Raw genomic sequence first — 24,705 nt, forward strand, 5'->3', positions numbered from 1 at the left:
TCGACCATCGAGGTGACCGTGTCGCCGGAGGAGGCGGAGCAGGTGATGCAGTTGGTCGCCGAGTTCGCGGCGACGGTGTGCCCGCACGACAAGCGTGGCAAGCAGTACCTGCTGGTGGACGCGATCATGGCGATCATGCACGGCGAGCCGTACCTGCAGTGCAGCTGCGAGCGGGACGACTGCTCGCAGGCGGGGCGTACCGCGTTGCCCGGTCGGCGGGCACCGTTGACGCAGATCACGATGGATGTGGCGACGCTGCTGGGGTTGCTGTCGCGGCCGGCGTATCTGCATGGGCACGGGCTGATCGACCCGGAGTTGGCGCGGAGGTTGGCCACGGACGGGACGTGGCAGGCATTGCTCACCGAGGCACTGGATCTGGCTGAGGAGCTCGGCCTGATCAACCACGACGACGATGGAAGTGACACCGATACCGACGTCGAGAGCAACGCCGACGCCGATAACAGCGCAGCCGACGGCGCCGAGGCCGAGGCCGAGAATGGCACTATCGGCGCCGGTGCGACCCGGGGCGATGACGGCCTGAGGTGCACCCGCGATAGTGATTCCGGCGAATCCGATTTCAGCGCGGCCGAATCGGCTGCGGCCGCCGAACCACCTGATGACATTGCCCCGGAACCGGAACCGGATCGCGAGGCTGGACCCGAGCCCGAGCCAGAAGCGGAGTCAGAACCTGACGTCGACTCGGAGACGGACACGTCTGCCCAGGCCGAGCCCGACCCACCCAACCCCGATCCCGACCCGCACGAACCCGGCACTCCGCCACCACCATCCGCGCCGCTTCCGATGCGGTTCTGCCTGCGCTCGTTCCTCGCCCGCGGCAACCGCCGCAAGGCCGGCTACGTCCCCGAATTCGGGACGCTACCCCCGGCGCAGCCGTGCATCACACCACCACCACCGCGAGCCCAACGCCGCCACCCGAATCCACCGCCCGAAACCACGCGGCCGGGGTCAACAACTCAGCCAGTGCATGACACCGCACAAGGCACCGGCACCACCGCCGAGCCGGGCACCTCGACAACCACACCGGCCCCGACCAGCGTCGGCACCATCATCGACGCGATCACCGCCGCCATCGAGGCCGACCCCACCCTGGCCCGCCCGCAATACCCCGACGGACACGGCGGCCTCACCACCCCGCCAGACGGCGCACTGACCTACCGCCCCGACGCAGCCACCACCGCACTCGTCCGCGCCCGCGACGGCCACTGCCGATTCCCCGGATGCACCCGCCCGGCAGCACAATGCCAACTCGACCACATCATCGAATACTGGCTCTACAACCCGGCTTCCGGCGGCTGGACCATCGTCACCAACCTGCAATGCCTGTGCCAGTTTCATCACCAACTCAAGACGCTCGGCTTCTGGCGGGTGATAGCACTGCCCGGCCACGCCCTGCTCTGGACCTCGAACACCGGCACCACCGCCGTCACCCTCCCGGCAGGCGCCCACGGAAACAACACCATCGATACCCCATCCCCGCACATCGTCGGCCGCCGCGGCTACATCCCGCCATCGACACCGCCGACACCGCCGGATCCGCCACCGTTCTGACTCGCGCCCCGCGCCTGACCGTGCACAACACACGCAGGTGAAATCCTGGATCCGTGAACGATGACGTGTCCTGGCGCGCACGGGGATTGCAGCTGTCTGCAAACCACGGCCCGCCCCGCGATGGAATGGGGGTCGATCACCGGCTCATGGCGGGTTGAGGAGCAGCCCGGCGTGTGGAACGACGAACCGAGGAAGGGTCGGCTTCCTGTCGCCGAGGTACGCCTGCTCGCCGATGCACTGAAGCCCTTCACCGCGACGGCCGAGACGTGTTGGTTCGCGCTCTGGGAAGGATTCAACGCGGTCGAGGTCCCGGCCCACGTCGAGCGGTTGGCGATGCCCGTCCTCGACACCCAGCGGGTGACCTGGGACAGCGACATCATCAATCCGCTTCCCGCACCGCCTACCTGACCAACACCCGGGATCCTCACGCACCGGCGGCCACGGTCCGGCATGCTGAGACGATGACTTCCGCGCATCGTTTCGAGGTCTGGGCTCCCACCCCGAGTCAGGTTCAGCTGCACCTGGACGGAGTCCTGCATCCGATGTCGCGCGACGACGACGGCTGGTGGCGCGCCGCAGTGCCCGCGAACCCGGACAGCCGCTACGGCTACGTCCTGGGCGACGACCCCGCGGTGCTGCCCGACCCGCGCTCGCCGCGACAACCCGATGGCGTGCACGCGCCCTCGCAACTGCACACGGTCGACCCGGACGTCTGGACGGACCGGGACTGGACCGGACGCAGGCTCGCGGGCAACGTCGTCTACGAGCTGCACGTCGGAACCTTCACCCCCGAGGGCACCTTCGACGCCGCCATCGCCCGCCTGGACCACCTCGTGGACCTCGGCATCGGGTTCGTCGAGCTGATGCCGGTGAACGGATTCAACGGCGAACACAACTGGGGCTACGACGGTGTCCTCTGGTACACCGTGCACGAGCCGTACGGCGGGCCCGACGGGTTGCAGCGACTGGTCGACGCCTGCCACCGTCGGGGTCTCGGCGTGATCCTCGACGTGGTCTACAACCATCTCGGCCCGTCCGGCAACTACCTCGACCGGTACGGGCCGTACGTCACGGACAGCGAGAACCCCTGGGGCGCAGCGGTCAACATTGCGGGCCGGTCTTCGGGTGAGGTCCGGCGGTACATCATCGACAACGCCCTGCGCTGGCTGCGCGACTTCCACATCGACGCGCTGCGCCTCGATGCCGTGCACGCGCTGGTCGACCAGAGCGCCACCCATCTGTTGGAGGAGCTGGCCGTCGAAACCGAGACGCTGTCAACGCACCTGCGCAAACCATTGACGCTGATCGCCGAGAGTGACCTCAACGACCCCACCCTCATCGCACCGCGGTCCGCAGGCGGCCACGGACTCGGCGCGCAGTGGAACGACGACATCCACCATGCCGTGCACGCCGCGGTGTCCGGCGAACGGCAGGGCTACTACGGCGATTTCGGCTCGCTCCAGTGCCTGGCCACCACCCTGCGTCAGGGCTTCTTCCACGCCGGGACCTACTCCAGTTTCCGCGGCCGGACACACGGCCGGCCACTCGACGTTCGGCGCACCCCCGCCAGCTCGCTGCTCGCATACACCTGCACCCACGACCAGGTGGGCAACCGCGCGACCGGCGATCGTCCCGGGGACTACCTGACCCCGGGTCAGCTCGCGGTCAGGGCGGCGCTGGTGCTGGGCTCGCCCTACACGCCGATGCTGTTCATGGGCGAGGAGTGGGGCGCGCGAACGCCCTTCCAGTTCTTCACCTCGCACCCCGAACCGGAGCTCGCCGCGGCCACGGCGTCCGGCCGCAGGCGCGAGTTCGCCGAGCACGGCTGGGCGGGCGACGCCGTCCCCGACCCGCAGGATCCGGAGACTTTCCTGCGGTCCAAGCTGAATTGGGACGAGATCGCCGATCCCGAGCACCTACGGCTGCTCGACTGCTACCGCGACCTGATCGCGTTGCGCGCCGCTCGATCCGACCTGACCGATCCGTGGCTCGAACACCTGGTCGTGGACTACGACGAGGATGCGCGCTGGATCGTGCTGCACCGCGGCGACACTCGGGTCGCCTGCAACCTGGGCCCCGCTCCCGTGACCGTCCCGGTCGGCGGCAACCCACTGCTGTGGTGGGAACCGCCGAGCCAGGACGAAACCGGCGCCGCGACCGTCATCCCCGGGCATTCCTTCGCCGTACTCGACGCCGGGAGCTCCCCGGCGGCCGGCTAACGCGACCGCATCATCCGGTACACCAGGACCGCATTGGCCAACAGGACGATCGCGGTCACCAAGGCCGCCACGTGCATGCCATCGACGAAGGCCAGGTGCGCGGATTCCAGCAACTGCGCTCCAACCGCATCCGGCGCCGCCTCGGCAACCGCCACCGCGCCGCCGAGGGTCTCCTGCGCGATGTGCCCGTCCTCCGCACCGAAGGCGGACACGTCGAGGCCCTGACGGAAGATCGCCAGCACGACGCTGCCCAGGACCGCGACACCAAGGGCAATACCGAGTTCGTAGGCGGTCTCGGACACCGCCGACGCGGCACCCGCCCGCTCCGGTTCCACCGAGCCGATCACCAGGTCCGAGGTCAACGTCAGCGCGATACCGACGCCGACACCGGCCAACATGAAGCCCGCGACAAACAACCCGGCACCGCCGTCGGCACTCAGCCACATCATCGCCGCGGCACCGATCGCCGTGACAACCAGGCCGACGCTCAGCACTGTTCCCGGTTGCCAGCGGCGCACCAGCCAGGCCGCCAGCAGCGAGAAGATGACGCTCATGGCCGTGCCCGGCAGCATCAGCAGACCGGCCTGCAACGGCGTCTTATCCAGCACCAACTGCAGATACTGAGATCCGAAGAACAGCACACCGGCGAGCGCGAACACCGACAGCAGGTTCGTCAGCACCGCGGTCGAGAACGCGGGCCGACCGAACAGGCTGAGGTCGAGCATCGGATCCTCGAGGGTCCGCTGCCTGCGGACGAAGGCCCAACCCGCGACCACACCCACCGCACCGATCCCCGCCAGCGTGGTGGTGGGTCCGTGCACGACCGACTCCTTGACCGCGTACACCAGCGGGATCATCGCGAGCATGGACAGACCGGCGCTCGGCAGGTCGAATCGGCCCGGGTTCGGGTCCTTCGCCTCCTTGATCACCATCGGGCCGAAGACGATGAGCCCCAGCATCACCGGGAGGTTGATGAGAAACACCGAGCCCCACCAGAAGTGTTCGAGCAGCCAGCCGCCGACCAGTGGTCCTGCCGCCGCGCCGCCGCCCGCCATCGCACCCCACACGCCGATCGCGGTGGTGCGCTGACGCGGGTTCACGAAGATGGTGCGGATCAGGCCGAGGGTCGCCGGCATCAGCGTGGCACCCGAGACGCCCTGCAGCACGCGGGCCGCGATCAGCATCTCCGGACTCACCGACCACGCGGCGACCATCGACGCGAGACCGAACCCGGCGGCGCCGATCAGCAGCAGCCGACGCCTGCCGATCCGGTCACCGAGCGTGCCCATCGTGACGAGGAGACCAGCGAGCACGAAGGAGTAGACGTCGATGATCCAGAGCAACTGGGTGCTGCTCGGCGCGAGGTCGGCGCTGATGAACGGCAGCGCCAGATCCAGGACCGTCGCGTCCACCGAGATCAGCAGGACTGCGAATGCCAGCACGACCAGACCGAGCCAGTCGCGGGCGCTCGCCCGCACGTCGGACAGGTTCGCCAGTTCTTTGTCTGCGATGACAGACACGGTTACTCCCAAAATGTTTCGGAATCAGAATTCGACTGAACCGTCCAGCCGGTACAGTCGCGCCTCTCAGGTTAGCAGCCAACCGTCCAGCCGGTACAGTGATCCTCGTGACAGACACCCGTGACCGGATCCTCGACGCCCTCGAGCGGCTCCTGCTCGAGCGCGGGCTCTCGCAGATCACCCTCGAGGCGGTGGCAGCCGAGGCAGGCGTTTCCAAGGGCGGACTGCTCTACCACTTCCGCAGCAAGGAGGCCCTGCTCGCAGGCATGGTCCGACGGCTCGGCGAGCGTTCGGATCAGCAGCTCGCGGAGGCGGGCACCTCGGTCTCCGAGTGGTACCTGCAGACCATGGACGCCAACACCACCAACGAGCTCGCCCTCTTCCAGTCAACGATCGCCGCGCTGCGCTCGGTGGACGGCCAACAGGGCGAGATCCAGCAGGCCGTCATCGACATGATGCGGTCCTGGGACGAGGGCCTGCGCGCCGAGTTCGACGATCCGGTCCAGGCCGAAATCGTCCGGCTGGTCGGCGACGGCATCTACCTCGCGGCGCTCCTTGGCCTGCCTCAGCCCCATCCCGAACTGCACCGGAAGGTCGTCGACCGCCTCCTCAACCGCACAGACGGCTAGGGCGTGTCTCCTAATCCCTCTCGGATGCACCTGGCGAGACAATCGTCGTCCGGTAAGGCGGAGGAGGAGCCGATACCGCTGTTGTATCGGCGACGACGACAACGCCGCAGGGCGGCGATTGGACGTCAGGGGCGCCGAAATGGGGATTGGGAGACACGCCCTAGACACGCGCCTGACTCTGGCGTTCGCCGCCACCCGGTCGTAGATTCGAGGTAGCTCTAGTGGAGGCGTGGCTATGCGACAGCTGCGATCACCGCCTCTCGGCCGGCCCGGACCGGGCCCGGAAACCGTCACGGCAGACCCGTTCAACGCGGAGACCGCGCGCGACGCGATCGGCGAACCGCTCACCGACCCCGCCGCGTTCTTCGTCCGCAACCACTTCGCCACCCCGCGCCTGGACGTACCAGCCTGGCGACTCCGGGTCGACGGCGCCGTCCGCCGACCGGTGACATTGACCTACCGGCAGCTATCGGACTTGGCTACCGCCGAGGTGGAGGCGGTCCTCGAGTGCGCAGGCAATGGGCGGGCACGGATGCGCCCGCGCCCGCCAGGCGTGCCATGGGGCCAACGCGCCGCGGGTTGCGCCCACTTCGTCGGCACGCCGCTTCGCGCGGTGCTCGACCATGCGGGCCTGGACCGGTCTGCCTGCGAAATCGTGTTCGCCGGGGCCGACGGGTTCGAACGCAGCCTCGCGGTCGCCGACGCCGTGCACCCCGGCGTCCTGCTCGCAGGTGAGATGGGCGGAGCGCCGCTGACCCCGGACCACGGCGCCCCTGTGCGGTTGGTCGTCCCCGGCTGGTACGGCGTCGCGAGCGTCAAGTGGCTGACGCACATCACCGCCGTCACCACCCCGTTCCGCGGGCGATTCCAGACCGAGTACGTCTACCGCCGCCCCGACGACTCCGCCGTGACGCCGGTGCAACGACTACGGGTGCAATCGCTGATCTCCTCGCCGCGCGAGGGCGCGGTGCTGCCGCGCGGCCCGGTCACCATCACGGGGCACGCCTGGTCCGGTGAGGCCCCCGTCGAGCGGGTCGAGGTCTCCATCGATGGCGGCGCGAGCTGGCTTGGCGCACAGGTCCGTCCGGCGACACCCGCCGGATGCGGGTGGAGTCACTGGTCTTTCACCGCGGCCGCCCCCGAACCCGGGCGCCTGCGCGTGCAGGCCCGGGCCACCGACCGACTCGGCCACGTCCAGCCGTCGTCCGCGGAGTGGAACGCGCTCGGGTTCGGCAACAACGCCGTCAGCGCCATCGAGATCACGATGGTCTAGGTCAGAAACGAAAGGCAGCAATCGCATGACCGCCAATGGATACGCAAACCCCGAGGCGCTGGTCAGCACGCAGTGGCTGGGAGATCACCTCGACGACCCGGCACTCCGCATCATCGAGGTGGACGAGGACACCACCGCCTACGAGCGGGGTCACATCCCCGATGCGGTCGCCTGGAATTGGACCACGGACCTGCACACGCCGGTCGTGCGCGACTACCTCGACCGCGACGCCCTGGCCGCGCTCCTGGCCGCGGCAGGCGTCACCGGCAGCACCCGGCTGGTGCTCTACGGCGGCAACCACAACTGGTTCGCCGCATACGCCTACTGGATTCTGCGGCTGCGCGGATTCGACGCGGTCGCGCTGCTCAACGGCGGACGCACCAAGTGGGAGCTCGAGAATCGACCCCAGACCCTGGACACGCCGCGCGTGGAACCTACCGCCGTCACGCTCACCGGACCCGAGCGACCCGAGATCCGTGCCATGCGGGACGAGGTCCTCGCCGAGGAGGGCGGAGCGACCCGGCTCGTCGACGTCCGCTCCCCCGAGGAATACAGCGGCGAGAAGCTGGCGCCCGACCACCTGCCGCAGGAGCAGGCCTATGTGCCGGGACACATTCCCGGGGCGGCCAACATCCCATGGGCGCGCGCGGCGAACGACGACGGCACCTTCAAGTCCGCGACCGAGCTGGCGGCCCTGTACGCGGAGAACGGCATCACCGCGGACCATCCGGTGATCGCCTACTGCCGGATCGGCGAACGCTCCTCCCACACCTGGTTCGCACTCACCGAACTGCTCGGCTATCCGAACGTGCGCAACTACGACGGCTCGTGGACCGAGTACGGCTCGATGGTCGCAGTTCCGGTCGAGAAGGGTTGAGCAGCACGCTCAGTTCAGGACGTCGGCCGAACCGGACAGCGCGGGCGTGTCCCGGGTCAGCGTCCGACCGAGGAAGAAGTCCGGCCTCGTCAGCCGCATGACCACCATCAGCACGGCGCCGAGCAGCAGCACACCGAATCCCATGTAGAACACCAGGCCGACGCCGCCGATGGAGGCGCCGCTGCCGTTCTCCGGGTCCATGCTCTCGCCGATCGAGATGACGAACACCGCCGCCAGCATCAGGCCGCCGAGCAGGGGGAACAGGAACTTGAACACGACGTTCCTGACGCTGGTGAAGAGCTCGTGCCGGAAATACCAGACGCAGGCGAATGCGGTGATCCCGTAGTACCAGCAGATCATGATGCCAAGCGCGGCAATGGTATCGAGCAGCGTCCGCTCCGAGAGCAGCGTCACCACGGTATAGAAAGCGCCCGTCACAACCCCCGCCACCACGGTGGCGTAGGTCGGCACCAGGAACCGCGGGTTGACCTCGGCGAGCTTGCTGGGGAAGGCGCGGTAGGCGCCCATCGCCAGCATCGTCCGGGCCGCGGGCAGGAACGTCGTCTGCAGGCTCGCGGCCGAGGACGCGAGGACGGCCAGGAACAGCAGCAAGCCCGCCCAGTTGCCCATCACCGGCTCGGCCAGCGCCCCGAACACGTTGTCCGCGTTGTCCGGATTGCCAAGACCGAGTCCCTCCTCGCCGACGCCTGCGTACATCATCACGGCGACCGCGACGAGCAGGTAGGTCACCAGGATCGACACGACGCACAGCAACCCCGCCCGACCGGGAGTCTTCTTGGGGTTCTTCGACTCCTCGCCGAGGGTCAGGCACGCGTCCCATCCCCAGAACGCGAAGATGGAGCCCGTCACGCCGACCACGAAGGCCCCGATCGCGAGGCCGTGCAGCGGATTGAACCAGTCGAGGCTGAAGCTCAGGTCGGCGGGCGCCGAGCCGTTGGCCACGTGCACGAAGGCGACAACCACGAAGGCCAGCAACACGATCATCTGGAATCCGACCAACACGAACTGCACACGTTCGCTCGTGGTGATGCCGCGGCCGGAAACCCAGGTCGCCACCGCAAGAAACGTCAGCGTGGTGGCGATGTTCACGGCCCTGTTGCCTGCCAGGTCGGCGATCCCGGGACTGTCGAACACCCGGGCCACGAAGAGGTAGAAGAATTCGACGGCGATCGCGGCCAGGTTGGACAGCACAATGATTGTCGCCATCACCATCCCCCAGCCGCACATCCAACCGACGTAGGGCCCGAATGCCTTGGTGGACCAGGTGAACGACGCCCCGCTGTCGGGTGAATCCGAGTTGAGCTCCCGGTACGCGTACGCGGTCAGGAACATCGGGATGAACCCGGCGATGAAGATGGCCGGCATCTTCAGGCCCACCGCGGCAACGATCAAACCGATGCTCGCGGTGAGGGTGTACCCGGGCGCAACACACGAGATCCCGATGATCGCGCCGGACAGGGTGCCGACCTTGTTCGCCGCGAGCCCCTTGGAGATCAGTCCAGACGGTTGACCCTCCACTCGATCAGTCATGATCAGCCGCCTCCTCTTTCGGAACGACGATCATGGGGACCGGAACGACGCGCAGCATCTTGTCCGCGGTCGATCCGAGGAAGATGTGGCGGGGACGCGCGAGCCGGCTGGAGCCGACCATGATCAGGTCCCCGTCGGTCCATTCGAGCTTGCTCACCGCCGACTCGACGCTCGATCCGTCCGCGACCTGAGAGTCGACGGCGATGTCCTCGGGCAGACCGGATTTGGCCGTCTCGAGGATGTCACGCGCATGCTCGATGCTGCGCCTGCGCGCCGACTCCGCAGTGTCCGACCGCCTGCGGGTGGACATGTCCAGCGGCACCAGCGAGACCAGCCGGAGCGGCGATGCCGACAACCGACTCACCCGCACCGCCTCTCGCAGTAGCACTTCGGCACCGGGACGGGTACCGAGCGCGCAGGTGACGCTGCGAATCCGCTTGGCGGTCGAATGTCTGAGCCCCCGCGGCGCGAGCGCCATCGACAGGTGTGCGCAGTGCAGGAGTTCGCCGGTCACCGACCCGATCGAGTGCCGCCCGAGCAGCCCGTCCCCGGCCGCGCCGATGACGATCATCTCGGCGTCGAGTTCGTGGGCGATGTCCAGCAGGCCCTGCGCGAAGGACTCGTTGGAGCGCAGGTGGGTCCGGGAGGTGACGTCATCCGGCACCATGGCGCGGGCCTCGACCAGCCATTCCACCGCCTGATCGGAGAGGAGGTCCTCGTACGAGTCTGTCGGGATCCTCGTGGGGACCGTCGACTCGGGCGGGAGGACGAGGCAGATGTCGATCTCAGCCCCCAGACTGCGGGCGAGCTGAACGCCGAGCGCGAGACCGTCCGCACCGCTCGGAGTCGCGAGATAACCAACTACCAGTCGCATGTCGGCCAACCAATCTTCAGTGACAGCAGTGTTCGTCGGGGTCCTCCGTGTGACAGGCCTTCGACGGGGTCGGCGCCACGTCCAGCGCGGGATTGCGGTCGAAGAAGCCGACCGGTTTGAGCCAGAAGCTCACCGTGTCCGCGGGCATCACCGGCCAGTCCTCGGGCCGGGTGATGTGGTGGATCCCGAAGACGTACCAGAGCACCACATCGGTGTTCTCGATCGACCGATTCGCCCTGGTCCACTCGGGCAGTCCGTGGTCGACACCGCTCTGATTGACGAATTCGCCAGCAGGCCAGCGCTCATCCGGGTCGTTCGGCGTGACCCACACGGTGTGTCCGATCACCTGGCTGCGCTGAAAGATCGGCGATGCCGGATCGAACATCGAGGGGAAGGCCCCGCCCGGAACCAGCTTGTACGACGGTGCGGTGCCGAGCCCGTTGGTGGTGTTGTCGTTGACGACCTTCCAGGCCCGCTGGGTCTGCCAGTCGAAGTCCTGCTTGCCGTCCTCTTCGGTCCGCAACCGGGTGTTCTTCTGTCGCAACGACAATCCGTACGGATTGTCCGGGCCGATCGGGACCATCTCGGTCTCGGTGGCGTACACCGTGTTCTCGGTGCCGTCCACGTCGAGGTCCATCCGGGCGACCAGGAAGTGCTGGTGGTACGGCGCGTAGGTGCGCCGGTCCACGAGGGTGCCGTGCGGGTGCGCCACGCCCTCGTCGAAGTGGCTGACCACCATGATCCCCGTCGCCCGGACCTCGCATTCGATGTTGCCGTCCTGGTAGAACCGCCAGTAGGTGAGGTACTCGTAGTTCGCCACCGTCACGTGGAAGGACACCGTGAGCCTGCGCATCCGGCGCACCTGCGCCCCGTCGTGGTCGACGTGCTTCCACAGGACCGCGTTGTCCTCCTCGTGGATGCAGATCGCGTTCCTGATCGTGTAGGGCTCGCCCTTGCTGTTGTGCAGAACCGCGTCGAGGTACCTGATCTCTCCGAGGCAGTCGCAGCCCAGTTCGAGCGACGTGGTCATGAAGCCGATGCCCCACTCGCCGATGTCGAAGGCGGTGCGGCGGTAGTGATCGTCGCAGTGGTCGCGATACGGCACGACCATCTCCGCGAACGAGAGCCGGTTGGCGATCGAGCGCTCACGGCCGTTGTCGTCGTAGGTGATCGCGTGCAGGGTCATACCCTCGCGGTAGTTGAAGCCCACCCGCAGCGACCAGTTCTGCCAGGTCAGCCGATTGCCGTTCAACTCGAAGGAGGGACCGTCCGGCTGGGTGATCTCCAGTGGCTTGAGCGGTTCCCTCGTGCTGGCGTCGCGGATCCGCTCCGGGATGTACCGCGGGACATACTCCCCCATGATCTCCGGCCGGTCCACGACGAAGGTGTCCTCGATTTCGAGCAACTCCATGGCGTTGACGTCGATCACGCAGTGGAAGCCGTTGACCGGTCCCGCATAGGGATTCGCACCCTCGACTGCCTTGACCCAGGTGTCGGACCAGCCGAGCCGTCGACCCCGGTACTTGTCGGGGATGACGGCGTCGCCGTAGGTCCAGGTGTCCATGAACACCAGGCTCATGTCGGTGATCCCCCGCTTCGCCAGCGCGGCAACGACGTCCGGATGATTGCGCAGGACCTCGTCGCACTCCTCCCACTCGTCCACGGTGAAGTTCGCCTGCACACCCGGAATGTGCCGCCAGGACAGCACAGCGTCCGCCGTCAGCGAGACCAACGCCTTGTAGGTCTTGTTCTCGGCGCGATCGAAGCACACCACATGCGCGCGCCGGTCCGGCACGACCGACCGCGCGTCGAACGCGGCGACGTCGGCCTTCGACGGCTCGGCGAGTTCGATCGAGGCATACCGCCAGCCCGGTCCGACCCCGTGTTCGCGGGTCAGCAACGCGGACACGGCGCTGAACTCGTCGGCCGCCAGCGGGTCGAGGGGATGGAAGGTGTCCGTCACCGGTGGTGTCGTCGATGCCTCAGCCACGGTTTCTCCCTGCCAGAGATCGGATGATTGTTTCGAGCACGTCGAGGGCCTCGCCGAGCAGTTCCTCGCCGATCACCAGCGGCGGGAGCAGCCGGATCACATTGCCGTAGGTGCCGCAGGTGAGCACGATGACGCCCTGCTCGAACGCCTGCGCCGCAATGGCCTTCGTGATGTCCGGGTCCGGTTCGGAGCCGCCCGGCCTCACCAACTCCATCGCCTGCATGGCCCCGCGGCCGCGGACGTCGCCGATGACGTCGAATTCGGCGGCCAGCGTTCGGAGCCGACCGACGACGATGTCGCCGATGTCCCGAGCCCGGGCGGGCAGGTCGAGCAGTCGAATGGTGTCGATCGCGGCGAGCGCGGCCGCGCAGGCGATCGGATTGCCGCCATAGGTACCGCCGAGCCCGCCGGGATGCACCGCGTCCAGCAGTTCGGCCCTGCCGGTGATCGCGGCGAGCGGCAGCCCGCCCGCGATGCCCTTGGCCATGGTGATGATGTCCGGCACGATGGCCTCGTCCTCGCTGGCGAACCAGGCGCCGGTGCGGGCGAAACCGGTCTGCACCTCATCGGCGATGAACACGACGCCGTTCGCCCGCGCCCATTCGACCAGCGCGGGCAGGAATCCCGGTGCGGGCACGATGAACCCACCCTCGCCCTGGATCGGTTCGATGATGATCGCGGCCACCGTGTCGGCGCCGATCTGCTTCTCGATCTGACTTATCACCCGGCGTGCCGAGTCGGCCCCGCTCAGGCCCGCCTCGTCCCGGAACGGATAGGACATCGGCATCCGGTAGATCTCCGGGGCGAACGGGCCGAAGTTCGCCTTGTAGGGCATCGCCTTCGCGGTCAGCGCCATCGTCAGGTTTGTGCGGCCGTGATAGGCGTGATCGAAGGCGACGACGGCATTCCTCCCGGTTGCCAGCCTCGCCACCTTGACGGCGTTCTCGACCGCCTCCGCGCCGGAATTGAACAGTACCGAACGCTTTTCGTGGTCGCCGGGGGTCAACGCGGCCAGTTGCTCGGCCACCCGAACGTACCCCTCGTACGGGGTCACCATGAAACAGGTGTGCGCGAAATGAGATGCCTGCTCGGAGACGGCCTTGGCAATAGCGGGATTGGAGGCGCCGACGCTCGTGACCGCGATCCCCGCCCCCAGGTCGATGAGCGAGTTCCCGTCCACGTCGACCACCACGCCGCCGTCAGCGTCCGCCGCATAGACGGGGACGCTGGATCCGACGCCGGCCGCGACCGAGGCCATGCGCCGCGCCATGAGGGCCTGCGATCTCGGTCCGGGCAGCGGGGTGATGAGCGTTCGCTCCTGCGGCAATCGGTACTGGAGTGCATCCATCGTGGCTGTCCTCGAGTGTGCGGGAGCGGGTGCGAATCGCGCTCAGTCGTGGGAACTCATGACGTGCTTGAGCCGGGTGTAGTCCTCGACCCCGTAGGCCGAAAGATCCTTGCCGTAACCGGAGTACTTGAAGCCGCCGTGCGGCATCTCCGCCACAAGCGGGATGTGGCAGTTCACCCAGACCGCCCCGAAATCGAGTGCGGCGGACATTCGCTGGACCGTCCCGTGGTCCCTCGTCCACACGCTCGAGGCGAGACCGAACCGGACATCGTTGGCGAGTTCGACGGCCTGCTCCTCGTCGGCGAAGGCCTGCACGGTCAGCACCGGGCCGAAGGTCTCCTCCTGCACGATGTCGTCGTCCTGTCGCACGCCGGTGACGACCGTCGGCTCGAGGAAGAAGCCCCGCTCCCCGATCCGCTTCCCCCCGGTGACGACCGTCGCGTGCGGGGGCAGCGCAGCGATCTTGCCGGTCACCGCGGTGAAGTGGTTGACGTTGTTGAGCGGGCCGTAGAACGTGTCCTGATCGTCCGGCAGCCCGGTCTTGAGTCCCTTCGCCTTGGACACAAGGGCGTCGACGAACTTGTCGTGTATCGACTCGTGCACCAGCACCCTCGTCACGGCGGTGCAGTCCTGGCCCGCGTTGAAGAACGCGGCCTCCGCGATCCCGCCCGCGGCCTTGTCGACGTCGACATCCGCGAAGACCACCGCAGGCGCCTTGCCACCGAGTTCGAGGTGAGCGCGCTTGACCTGCTTCGCGGCCGACACCGCCACCGCGATGCCGGCGCGGACGGATCCGGTGATCGAGACCAGCCCGAGGTCCTGATGCTCGACGAGAGTCGCGCCGGTGCCGCCGTTGCCGAGCACGACATTCAGCACCCCATCGGGCAGGATCCCCTTCGACAGCCGGGCGAGCACCAGCGTGCTCTCGGGCGTGGTGTCGCTCGGCTTGAGCACCACCGTGTTCCCGGCAGCGAGGGCGGGCCCGATCTTCCAGATCGCCATCATGAACGGGTAGTTCCACGGCGTCACCTGACCGACGACACCGATCGGTTCTCGCCGGACGTAGGAAGTGAAGCCGTCCATGTACTCGCCCGCGGACTTGCCCTCGAGCATGCGGGCCGCGCCTGCGAAGAACCGGAGCTGGTCCGCCCCGACCTTCACCTCCTCCGCGGCGATGATCGCCTTGGGCTGACCGGTATTGCGGCACTGGGCCTCGACGAGCTCGTCGCTGTGCGCCTCGATCGCGTCGGCCAGCGCGAGCAGCGCCGACTGCCGGACGCCCGGGGTGGTCCTGCCCCACGTCTTGAACGCCTCCAGGGCCGCGGCGACCGCGGCGTCGACGTCGGCCTTCGTGGAGATCGGGGCCCGCGCGACCACCGTCTCGTCCACCGGGTTGATCACCTCGATCGAATCCGTTGCGGTGGAAGCGACGAACTGACCGTTGATGAAGTTCTCGAGCAGGTCGACTGCCATGGATTCCCACTCCTCAGGGACGGCTGCGAATTCACGAGTTGCCCCAAGTGTGCGCCCCATCACGGCATCCGCGCAGGCGTACCGGATCCGGCCGAGGAGTGGGTTTCGTTCTGCGCGTACGCCTTCAGCCAGCCCACACCCCTGCAGACCGGCGGCACACCCTCGCCGACAGTTATGACAGGAGCCCGTTCGGGCATCAGATGCCACCTCCCGCGTGCGATCAGAGTATCCGGGATTGCACTGTTCAGAGGCGGTTTCGGCGTAACACGCAGCCCGCCGTCATCGCGATCGTCGGCACTTCGAGGATGGCTATTGGGCCTACCGGGCGGTTATCATTCGAAGCGATGTTCCGGACGGTCTTTGACCCGATCGGGGCCGTCTCCTTGGAATGAGAGGAGCCCCCAAGTGAAACTTCACAAAGGCACGACGCTTTCCATATTGGTCATCGCGACGATGGGGATAGGCGCCGGCACTTCCTACGCCGCCCCGGCACCCCCGGATGCGGCCGTCACCTACCAGACCTCCGAGAACCCCGATCCGCTGTCCGGCGTGCTGGCACCCCACGAGGTCTACAGCCAGAGCGCCTACGACAACATGATCACGCAGCTCGAGATCGGTTGGATGAGTGGCGGAAATGTCGGGGCGGGCGTCGGAGCGGTGGTGGGGTGCGTCCTGTTCATCTTCGTCGGCTGCATCCCCGGCGCGGCGATCGGCGCCACCATCGGTGCGAGCAACGCGAATCCCGCCCTGGCACCGGCCTTCTGGGACTTCGTACGCACCCTCCCCTGACCCGGCGGCCAGGCCGACACCCTGCCTACGTGAGGTAGCGGTAGGCAGGCGAGCCGGGCTCGAGCTGCTCGACATGCATCCCGGAACCATGCATTCGCTCCAGGAGCGAGGGCAGACCCGACGCCGAGCCCAGCTCGATCCCCACCAACGCCTCACCCGTCTCGCGGTTGTTCCGCTTGACGTACTCGAAGAGGGTGATGTCGTCCTCCGGACCGAGGACCTCGTCGAGGAACCGGCGCAACGAACCCGGCTCCTGCGGGAAGTCCACAAGAAAATAATGCTTGAGCCCGAGGTGAACCAACGAACGCTCCAGGATCTCGCCGTAGCGCGACACGTCGTTGTTACCGCCTGAGATCAGACAGACCACCGTGGTCCCTGGCTCGACCTTCACCAGCTCCAACGCCGCCACCGACAGCGCACCCGACGGCTCGGCGATGATGCCCTCGTTCTGGTAGAGGCCGAGCAGCGCAGTGCAGACCGCGCCCTCGTCCGTGTGGATCATCGCGAACGTGCCGTCGCCCGCGACGCCGGAACGCGGCTGGGTCACCAGCGGCAGCGAACCGTGCGAGACGATGCCTGCGCCCAGCGCGGACATCACCTCGAACGGCAGGTCGCCGATCCGCCGGACGGCGGTGCCGTCCACGAAGGGATCGATCTCGGGCAGCGTCACAGGCGCGCCCGCCACGAGCGCCGCCGTCATCGATGCGGCGCCGCTCGGCTCGACGCCGACGATCGCGGTGTGCGGCGAACGCTCGTGCAGGTAGGTGGCGATGCCTGCGATCAGCCCGCCGCCGCCGACGGGGACGATCACGGTCCCCGGCTCCTCGCCGAGCTGCTCGACGATCTCGGCCGCGATGGTGCCCTGACCTGCGGCGGTACGCGGGTCGTCGAACGGCGGCACCATCGTCGCCCCGGTCCGCGCGACGTCGTCCTTGGCCGCGGCTGCGGCGGCGTCATAGGTCTTCCCGGTGGCGATCAACTCGACGAACGAGCCACCGTGCGCCTTGATCCGGTCCCGCTTCTGCCGCGGCGTGTTCGAAGGCACGTAGATCCGGCCTCGGATCTGCATCGCCGCGCAGGCGTAGGCCACGCCCTGCGCGTGGTTGCCCGCGCTGGCGCACACCACGCCGACCTCCCGCTCCGCGGCGGTGAGCTGGACCATCAGGTTGTAGGCGCCGCGCAGCTTGAAGGACCGCACCACCTGCAGATCCTCGCGCTTGAGGTAGACCCGTGCGCCCGTCGCAGCGGACAACCTCGCACTGAACTGGAGCGGGGTCACGGCGACAACGTCGGAAATTCGCTTCTGGGCGGCGTCGATCTCATCCGCATCGAGCGGCAGCGTGGCCATCAGGTCGGCGAGTTCCCGGGATTTCGACACCACAACATGCTGCCACCTGCGCCTGTGAACCGCAGACCCGGCCCGGATTCTCAGCCGCGGGCGTCGAACTGGGAGGGCCGGGGAATGTTCCGCAGATTGGATTTCGCCATCTGCACGGCCTCGCCGACCCCACCGTTCATCACCATCTTCGACATCGCAAGGGCGAAGCCCTTGACCTGTCCGCCGGTGATCGTCGGCGGCAGCGACAGCGCGTTCGGATCGGTGACGAGGTCGACCAGCGCTGGTCCCGGATGCGCCAGCGCCTCCCGCAGGCCGGTCTCGATGTCCGCCGGGTCCTCGATCCGCCGGGCGAAGATGCCAAGCGCGCCCGCCACAGCGGCGTAGTCGACCGCGGGCACGTCGACGCCGAAGTCGGGCAGCCCGTCGACCAGCATCTCGAGCTTCACCATCCCGAGGGTCGAGTTGTTGAACACCACGATCTTGACGGGAATCCGGAACGACGCCACCGTGACGAGTTCGCCGAGCAGCATCGACAGGCCGCCATCGCCGGACACCGAGATCACCTGCCGATCCGGCGCGGCGAACTGCGCGCCGATCGCGTGCGGGAGCGCGTTGGCCATCGAGCCGTGCAGCGCCGAGGACAGGAACCGCCGCGACCCGTTCGGGTTCAGGTAGCGCGCCGTCCACACGTTGCACATCCCGGTGTCCGCGGTGAACACCGCGTCCTCGGCGGCGAGGTCGTCGAGGATCGAGGCCGCGTACTCCGGATGAATGGGCATGCGCTGCTTCACCGGGCTGGTGTAGGCCCCGACGACCTTCTCCATCAGCGTGCGGTGCCGGGTCAGGGTCTGGTCGAGATACCCGCGGTCCGGCTTGCGGCGCACCAGCGGGGCGAGCGCCGCCAACGTGCTGGACGCGTCGCCGTGCACCGCGAGGTCGAGGCCGGTGCGCCTGCCCAGGTTCTCCGCCGCGACGTCGATCTGCGCGGTCCGGACGTCGTCAGGCAGGAACTGGTCGTAGGGGAAGTCGGTGCCGACAAGGAGCAGCAGGTCGGCGCCCTGCATCCCGTCGTGCGCGGCGCCGTAGCCGAGCAGGCCGGTCATGCCGACGTCGAACGGGTTGTCGTACTGGATCCACTCCTTGCCGCGCAGGCTGTGCCCGATCGGCGCCGCGATGGTGTCGGCCAACGCGAGCAGCTCGGTCCTGGCGTCGCGGACACCCATGCCTGCGAAGATCGCGACCCGCTCGGCGCCGTTGATCGCGTCGGCGAGGGCCAGGACATCGGCCTCCGCGGGCACGACGGCTGGCGGCCGCGTCCTGACCAGGGTCGGCGGCGTGCCTGCCGCCGGATAGTCGGCGATGTCGCCGGGCAGGGTGATCACCGCGACGCCCGACCGTCCGATCGCGTGGGCCATCGCGGTGTGCACGACCCGCGGCGACTGCGCGGGAGTGCTGATCATCTCCGCGTACCGCGAGCACTCGACGAACAGCCGGTCCGGGTGCGTCTCCTGGAAGTAGCCGGTGCCGATCTGGGTGCTCGGGATGTGCGAGGCGATGGCGAGCACGGGCGCCCCCGAGCGATTCGCGTCGTACAGCCCGTTGATCAGGTGCAGGTTGCCCGGTCCGCAGGATCCCGCGCAGACGGCCAGCTCACCGGTGATCTGCGCGTCGGCCGACGCCGCGAAGGCCGCGGCCTCCTCGTGGCGGACGTGGATCCAGTCGATTCCCCCCGCGCCAGCGCCGCCGGTGCGACGGACCGCGTCGACGATCGGGTTGAGACTGTCGCCGACGATGCCGTAGATCCGGCGGACGCCCGCGTCCACGAGCTGGGAAACGATCTGGTCTGCAACGGTGTTCGCGGCCATGACGCCTCCCTGCCTACTGCGGTGTGAGCACGAACACGGGGATCTGGCGGTCGGTCTTCTTCTGATAGTCGGCGTAGTCGGGCCAGACCGCGACGGCGCGCTCCCACCACACGGCCTTCTCGTCGCCGGTGACCTCGCGGGCGACCATGTCCCGCTTGACCGGGCCGTCCTGCAGCTCGACGTGCGGATCGGCGACCACGTTGTGGTACCAGACCGGATGCTTCGGCGCCCCGCCGAGCGAGGCGACGATCGCGTACTCCCCGTCGTGCTCGACCCGCATCAGCGGCGCCTTTCGGAGCTTGCCGGACTTGGCGCCCTTCGTGGTCAGCAGGACCACGGGTTTGCCCTGCATGGTGGTGCCCTTGGTCCCGCCGGAACTCTCGTACAGCTCGGCCTGATCGGCGGACCACTTGGTCGGACTTGGCTCGTACTCTCCGGTGAGCGGCATGTCCCCAGTGAACACCCGTGCCCGAGGCGGTGCAGCCCATCGGGTCGATACCGGAGAGCGAACTCAAGTGTTCGCTCGACCGAACTTCGATTTCCTTGTAGCCTGAACTCATGACTACCGCCGACTATTCGCCGCACGCTCCCCGCGTGCCGCGCGGCAGTGGCGCCTCGGTGGATCTGGCGGGGACCGAATGGCCCCTCTACAAACTCGAGGCGCTGGCCGCGGGCCTACTGGCGTTCGTCGGCCTCCTCGTGATCACTCAGGCGCTGCAGACCGCCGTGCTCGTCGCCGCCGCCACCACCGTGGTCGTGTGGTGGGCACGCCGCCTGAACTGGGCAGGCGACCGGGTCACGCGGTCCGGCCGCTAGCCACCGCACCCTGCACCGAGCGACTGAGCTCGATCCCGTCCAGCAGCACGTCGAGCCCGACCGAGAAGTTCTCGGTCGCCTCGTCCTCGAGATGCGGAGCTCGCCCGCCTTCCAGGAACGCGCGCTCCTCCGCGGCTGCCTCGACCCCCAGCCGAACCAACATCGGAAAGCGTTCGGCGAAATCCGGGGCCACCTGCTGCAGCAGTGCGGACCGCGTCGACCACCACTGCTCGTCCGACATTCCCGTCGCGACGGCCGCCCGCTGCGAATCGGCGACCGTTGCGGCGGCGCCGCGCACGAAGTGGAACAGCGCGCCGACGACGCGACGCAAGACCCGGGCGGACAGCCCGGCCTCGAACAGGATCCGCACCAGCGCCTCGAGGACGGCCTGCTCGTCGGGCCCGAGCACCGGGCGCGCGTAGGAGACCGAGAGCGTCCACGGATGCCGGACATAGAACGCCCACAGGTCCCGGGCCCACGATGTGACGGCCGGACGCCAACCCTCGGTGAGGTCGTAGTGGGTCGGGAGCTCGCCGTGCGCCCGGTCGTACATCAGGTCCACCAACTCGCCCTTGCTCGGCACGTAGGTGTACAGGGCCATGGCCGTCCGGTCGAGCCGCGCCCCGACCGCACGCATGGACAGTCCCGCCATCCCGGCCTCGTCCGCGACCGCGATGGCCGCCGCGACGATCTCGTCCACGGTCAGCGCCGGCCTCGGACCCGGCGCCGACCTCGTGCCGCCCGCGCCTGGCGCCCGCCACAGCAACGCCATCGATCGGGCAGCATCGCCCTGACCTGCAACTACACTCACCGAGAACAACTCCTTACGGGGTAAGCAATTGTGGCCGCAATTTCCTTACGACATACGGGATTGCCGGGTGCACGGAACTACCCGCTCCCCCGGCCCGGCTCAGCCGGCGAGGCAGCCCGGGCCGAGCAGTGCCTTGAGATCGCCCATCAGCGCCGACGACGGCTCCACCCGCAGGCTGTCGTCCAGCTTGAGGGTGGTGATCCGGTCGCCGCTGATCAACCGCAGGTGCACGTCCGAGGTGCCGGGATGCCGGGTCAGCACCTGCTTGAGGGCGCCGACCTTGTCCTCGGTGCACAACCGCGTCGGCAGGCTCACCGCCACCGGCTTCGCCACTCCGACCGCGGAGAGGTCCGGCACCGCGAGGTCGTTGCCGATCAGCGACATCCGGTCGTCCCGGATCGACACCCTCGCCTTGACCAGCACGATGGCGTCCTCCGAGATGTCCATGCCGTACACCGAGTAGGCCTGTGGGAAGAACAGCACCTCGATGCCGCCGACGAGGTCCTCGAGCTGGATGATGGCCCAGGTCAGACCGTTCTTGTTCACCCGCCGGTCCACCGAGGCGATAATGCCGCCGATGGTCACCTGGGCACCGTCCTTGACCTCACCCTCGAGGATCGAGGCTATCGAGGTGTCGGACTGCTGGCGGAGGATGTGCTCGACCCCGTTGAGCGGGTGCCCCGAGACGTAGAGCCCCAGCATCTCCCGCTCCAGCGCGAGGCGGTGCTTGGTTTCCCACTCCTCTTCCGGAACCCGGATCGCGAACACCGAGGACAGCGATTCGTCGGCGCCGCCCGCGTCCCCGAACAGGTCGAACTGCCCGACCGCCTCGGCCTTCTTGGTGCCGAGCACCGACTCGATGGCGTCGGTGTGGACCAAGAACAGGCCCTTACGGGGATGCTCGAGCGAGTCGAACGCCCCCGACTTGATCAGCGACTCGGTGACCTTCTTGTTGCAGGCGATCACATCGATCTTGTTGAGGTAGTCGGAGAAATCGGTGAACTTCCCCTTCTCCGTGCGCGCGTTGATGATCGAGGCCACCACGTTCACGCCGACGTTGCGCACCGCGCCCATGCCGAAGCGGATGTCGCTGCCGACCGAAGCGAAGTTCACCGCCGACTCGTTGACGTCCGGCGGCAGGACCGTGATTCCCATCTTCCGGCAGTCCGCGAGGTAGACCGCCGACTTGTCCTTGTCGTCGCCGACCGAGGTGAGCAGGCCGGCCATGTACTCGGCCGGGTAGTTGGCCTTGAGGTACGCCGTCCAGTACGAGACCAGTCCGTAGCCGGCCGAGTGGGACTTGTTGAACGCGTATCCGGCGAAGGGCAGCACCGTGTCCCAGAGCGCGGTGATCGCGGGCTGCGAGAAGCCGTTGTCCAGCATGCCCTGCTGGAAGCCCCCGTAGGCCTCCTCGAGGATCTCCTTCTTCTTCTTGCCCATCGCGCGGCGCAGCAGGTCGGCCTGACCCAGCGAGTAGCCGGCCACCTTCTGCGCCAGGTGCATGATCTGCTCCTGGTAGATGATCAGCCCGTACGTCTCCGAGAGGATCTCCGCCAACGGCTCTTCCAGCTCGGCGTGGATCGGACTGACGTCCTCCAGGCCGTTCTTGCGCTTGGCGTAGGAGGTGTGCGCGTCCACACCCATCGGGCCCGGCCGGTACAGCGCCAGGGCGGCGACGATGTCACCGAAACCGGTGGGCTGCATCAGCTTCAGCAGTTCGCGCATGCCGCCGCCGTCGAGCTGGAACACACCAAGGGTGTCGCCCCGTGAGAGCAGTTCGAACGTGGCGGGATCGTCCATCGGCAGGGAGTCGAGGTCGAGGTCGATGCCCCGGTTCGTCTTGATGTTCTCGAGCGTGTCGCCGATGACGGTCAGGTTCCGCAGGCCCAGGAAGTCCATCTTGAGCAGGCCGATGGCCTCACACGACGGGTAGTCCCAGCCGGTGATGATCGCGCCGTCCTGCGCCCGCTTCCACACCGGGATCGCGTCGGTCAGCGGCTCCGACGACATGATCACCGCACAGGCGTGCACGCCCGCGTTGCGGATCAGGCCCTCCAGGCCCTTGGCGGTCTGGTAGATCTTCGCGACGTCGGGGTTGGAGTCGATGAGGGTTCGAACCTCGACGGCTTCCTTGTACCGCTCGTGCTGCGGGTCGGTGATGCCGGCGACCGAGATGTCCTTGGCCATGATCGGCGGCGGAAGCGCCTTGGTGATCTGGTCGGCGATCGCGAAGCCGGGCTGGCCGAACTGGACGCGGGCCGAGTCCTTGATCGCGGCCTTCGTCTTGATGGTGCCGAACGTGATCACCTGGGCGACCCGGTCGCTGCCCCATTTCTCGGTGGCATAGCGGACCATCTCGCCGCGGCGGCGGTCGTCGAAGTCGATGTCGATATCGGGCATCGAGACGCGCTCGGGGTTGAGGAACCGCTCGAAAAGCAGCCCGTACGGGATCGGGTCGATGTTGGTGATGCCCATCGCGTAGGCGACGAGCGAACCGGCGGCCGAGCCACGACCGGGGCCGACCCAGATGCCGACCTCCTTGGCGTGGTTGATCAGGTCGCCGACCACCAGGAAGTAGGCCGGGAAGCCCATCTCGTTGATGACGCCGATCTCGTAGTCGGCGCGCTCGAGGTACTGCTGCGGCGGACCGTCCGGGAACCGCCGGTCCAGGCCACGCAGGACCTCGTGCCGCAGGAAGCTCTGCTGGGTGTGGCCCTCGGGGACCGGGAAGATCGGCATCCGATCCCGGTGCTCCCACACCTCGTCGTAGGGCTGGATGCGCTCGGCGATCAGCAGGGTCGAGTCGCAGGCGCCGGGCACCTCGTCGTCCCAGATGGCACGCATCTCCTCGGCGGACTTGAGGTAGTAGCCGTCGCCGTCGAACTTGAACCGGGTGGGGTCGCTGAGCGTCTTGCCGGTCTGGATGCAGAGCAGCGCCTCGTGGTTCTCGGCGGCGTCCTTGGTGACGTAGTGGCAGTCGTTCGTGGCCAGCGGCGGGATCCCGAGCTGGCGGCCGATGTCGAGCAGACCCTCGCGCACCCGCCGCTCGATGGACAGCCCGTGGTCCATCAGTTCGAGGAAGAAGTTGTCCTTGCCCCAGATCTCCTGCCACTTCGCGGCGGCCTCGAGCGCCTCGCGGTCGTGGCCGAGACGGAGCCTGGTCTGCACCTCACCGGAGGGGCATCCGGTGGTCGCGATGATCCCCTCGTGGTGCTCGGCGATGATCTCCTCGTCCATCCGGGCCCACTTGCCGAGCTGACCCTCGACGGAGGCTCGCGAGGACAGCTTGAACAGGTTCCGCACGCCGGTCGCGTTCTCCGCGAGCATCGTCATGTGGGTGTACGCACCGGAGCCGGAGACGTCGTCGGACTTCTGGCTCCGGTCACCCCACAGCACGCGCTTGGTGTTGAAGCGGGACTCCGGGGCGATGTACGCCTCGATCCCGATGATCGGCGTGATGTCGTGCTTCTTCGCCTCGTTGTAGAACTCGCTGGCTCCGAACATGTTGCCGTGGTCGGTCATCCCGACCGCGGTCATGCCCAGCCGCTGAGCCTCCTTGAACATCGGACCGACCTTGGCCGCACCGTCGAGCATCGAGTACTCGGTGTGGTTGTGCAGATGTACGAACGAGTCAGCCACGCGCGCCTCTCATGCTCTCCAGGGTCTTGGAGCGCTCTGATTGTTTCAGCGACTGAGTGTAGGCGGCGAGGCCGACAGCCTCGGTCACCCGCGCCGGGCGAGACGGTGGTCGCCGGTGTGTTA

19 protein-coding genes are annotated in these 24,705 nt (G+C 67.9%); 8 read left to right on the forward strand and 11 right to left on the reverse strand.

Translation table 11 applies throughout. The annotated features are described in order from the left end of the window. From ACFXMV_RS10480 to treZ, 3 genes are all read left to right on the forward strand, one after another. A partial coding sequence (locus tag ACFXMV_RS10480) for an HNH endonuclease signature motif containing protein (protein ID WP_378614261.1) occupies positions 1–1,569 on the forward strand: 1,569 nt, incomplete at its 5' end. A gap of 171 nt (positions 1,570–1,740) precedes the next feature. Then, entirely contained in the window at positions 1,741–1,977 is a 237-nt protein-coding gene (locus ACFXMV_RS10485) for a hypothetical protein (RefSeq protein WP_378502483.1), read from the forward strand. A gap of 53 nt (positions 1,978–2,030) precedes the next feature. Then, positions 2,031–3,788, forward strand: coding sequence for a malto-oligosyltrehalose trehalohydrolase (gene treZ, locus ACFXMV_RS10490; protein WP_378502969.1), 1,758 nt, complete (start codon positions 2,031–2,033; stop codon positions 3,786–3,788). Here treZ and ACFXMV_RS10495 read toward each other — a convergent pair. Continuing rightward, positions 3,785–5,308 carry an MFS transporter gene (locus ACFXMV_RS10495; protein WP_378502022.1) on the reverse strand — a complete coding sequence of 508 codons (1,524 nt, stop codon included), beginning with the start codon at positions 5,306–5,308 and terminating at the stop codon, positions 3,785–3,787. The genes treZ and ACFXMV_RS10495 overlap by 4 nt on opposite strands. Positions 5,309–5,409: 101 nt before the next feature. Here ACFXMV_RS10495 and ACFXMV_RS10500 point away from each other — a divergent pair, with 101 nt between their 5' ends. The 3 genes from ACFXMV_RS10500 (at position 5,410) to ACFXMV_RS10510 (ending at position 8,087) form a co-directional block, all read left to right on the forward strand. Continuing rightward, positions 5,410–5,937, forward strand: a complete 528-nt coding sequence (locus ACFXMV_RS10500; RefSeq protein WP_378503033.1) for a TetR/AcrR family transcriptional regulator — start codon at positions 5,410–5,412, stop codon at positions 5,935–5,937. Positions 5,938–6,172: 235 nt separating this feature from the next. Next, entirely contained in the window at positions 6,173–7,210 is a 1,038-nt protein-coding gene (locus tag ACFXMV_RS10505) for a sulfite oxidase (RefSeq protein WP_378501177.1), read from the forward strand. Between the two features lie 25 nt (positions 7,211–7,235). After that, on the forward strand, positions 7,236–8,087 hold the full coding sequence (locus ACFXMV_RS10510) for a sulfurtransferase (protein ID WP_378501178.1): 852 nt from the start codon (positions 7,236–7,238) through the stop codon (positions 8,085–8,087). A gap of 9 nt (positions 8,088–8,096) precedes the next feature. On the opposite strand, the gene ACFXMV_RS10515 is transcribed toward ACFXMV_RS10510, so the two are convergent. Genes ACFXMV_RS10515 through ACFXMV_RS10535 form a run of 5 tightly spaced genes read right to left on the reverse strand, consistent with a single transcriptional unit; the run spans position 8,097 to position 15,323 of the window. Further along, positions 8,097–9,638: an APC family permease gene (locus ACFXMV_RS10515; protein WP_378501179.1), complete on the reverse strand. Its 1,542-nt coding sequence runs from the start codon at positions 9,636–9,638 to the stop codon at positions 8,097–8,099. Further along, positions 9,631–10,512, reverse strand: a complete 882-nt coding sequence (locus tag ACFXMV_RS10520; RefSeq protein WP_378501180.1) for a universal stress protein — start codon at positions 10,510–10,512, stop codon at positions 9,631–9,633. Before ACFXMV_RS10520 ends, ACFXMV_RS10515 begins: the two co-directional genes overlap by 8 nt. Before the next feature lie 16 nt (positions 10,513–10,528). Next, the gene (locus ACFXMV_RS10525; protein WP_378503034.1) at positions 10,529–12,475 is read right to left on the reverse strand and encodes a primary-amine oxidase; all 1,947 of its coding nucleotides are present in this window, start codon (positions 12,473–12,475) and stop codon (positions 10,529–10,531) included. Between the two features lie 19 nt (positions 12,476–12,494). After that, positions 12,495–13,850, reverse strand: a complete 1,356-nt coding sequence (gabT, locus tag ACFXMV_RS10530; protein WP_378501764.1) for a 4-aminobutyrate--2-oxoglutarate transaminase — start codon at positions 13,848–13,850, stop codon at positions 12,495–12,497. 42 nt (positions 13,851–13,892) lie between these two features. Continuing rightward, positions 13,893–15,323: a gamma-aminobutyraldehyde dehydrogenase gene (locus tag ACFXMV_RS10535; protein ID WP_378502970.1), complete on the reverse strand. Its 1,431-nt coding sequence runs from the start codon at positions 15,321–15,323 to the stop codon at positions 13,893–13,895. 405 nt (positions 15,324–15,728) lie between these two features. Between ACFXMV_RS10535 and ACFXMV_RS10540 the strand changes: the two genes are divergently transcribed. Beyond that, on the forward strand, positions 15,729–16,112 hold the full coding sequence (locus ACFXMV_RS10540) for a hypothetical protein (RefSeq protein ID WP_378499891.1): 384 nt from the start codon (positions 15,729–15,731) through the stop codon (positions 16,110–16,112). Positions 16,113–16,137: 25 nt separating this feature from the next. Here ACFXMV_RS10540 and ilvA read toward each other — a convergent pair whose 3' ends face one another. The 3 genes from ilvA to ACFXMV_RS10555 all read right to left on the reverse strand — a co-directional run bounded on the left by ilvA (position 16,138) and on the right by ACFXMV_RS10555 (position 19,764). Continuing rightward, positions 16,138–17,460: a threonine ammonia-lyase IlvA gene (gene ilvA, locus ACFXMV_RS10545; RefSeq protein WP_378503035.1), complete on the reverse strand. Its 1,323-nt coding sequence runs from the start codon at positions 17,458–17,460 to the stop codon at positions 16,138–16,140. A gap of 80 nt (positions 17,461–17,540) precedes the next feature. Beyond that, positions 17,541–19,316: a pyruvate dehydrogenase gene (locus tag ACFXMV_RS10550; protein ID WP_378502971.1), complete on the reverse strand. Its 1,776-nt coding sequence runs from the start codon at positions 19,314–19,316 to the stop codon at positions 17,541–17,543. A gap of 13 nt (positions 19,317–19,329) precedes the next feature. Then, positions 19,330–19,764, reverse strand: a complete 435-nt coding sequence (locus ACFXMV_RS10555; RefSeq protein WP_378499893.1) for a nitroreductase family deazaflavin-dependent oxidoreductase — start codon at positions 19,762–19,764, stop codon at positions 19,330–19,332. Positions 19,765–19,874: 110 nt separating this feature from the next. Here ACFXMV_RS10555 and ACFXMV_RS10560 point away from each other — a divergent pair, with 110 nt between their 5' ends. Then, positions 19,875–20,132 carry a hypothetical protein gene (locus tag ACFXMV_RS10560; protein WP_378499894.1) on the forward strand — a complete coding sequence of 86 codons (258 nt, stop codon included), beginning with the start codon at positions 19,875–19,877 and terminating at the stop codon, positions 20,130–20,132. On the opposite strand, the gene ACFXMV_RS10565 is transcribed toward ACFXMV_RS10560, so the two are convergent. Next, positions 20,113–20,943 carry a TetR/AcrR family transcriptional regulator C-terminal domain-containing protein gene (locus tag ACFXMV_RS10565; RefSeq protein WP_378499895.1) on the reverse strand — a complete coding sequence of 277 codons (831 nt, stop codon included), beginning with the start codon at positions 20,941–20,943 and terminating at the stop codon, positions 20,113–20,115. The genes ACFXMV_RS10560 and ACFXMV_RS10565 overlap by 20 nt on opposite strands. 99 nt (positions 20,944–21,042) lie before the next feature. Continuing rightward, the gene (gene dnaE, locus ACFXMV_RS10570; protein ID WP_378499896.1) at positions 21,043–24,582 is read right to left on the reverse strand and encodes a DNA polymerase III subunit alpha; all 3,540 of its coding nucleotides are present in this window, start codon (positions 24,580–24,582) and stop codon (positions 21,043–21,045) included. Between the last annotated feature and the right edge of the window lie 123 nt (positions 24,583–24,705).

The sequence above is a fragment of the Rhodococcus sp. NPDC059179 genome, assembly GCF_042754885.1.
In the GTDB taxonomy this organism is placed as follows: Bacteria; Actinomycetota; Actinomycetes; order Mycobacteriales; family Mycobacteriaceae; genus Rhodococcus_G.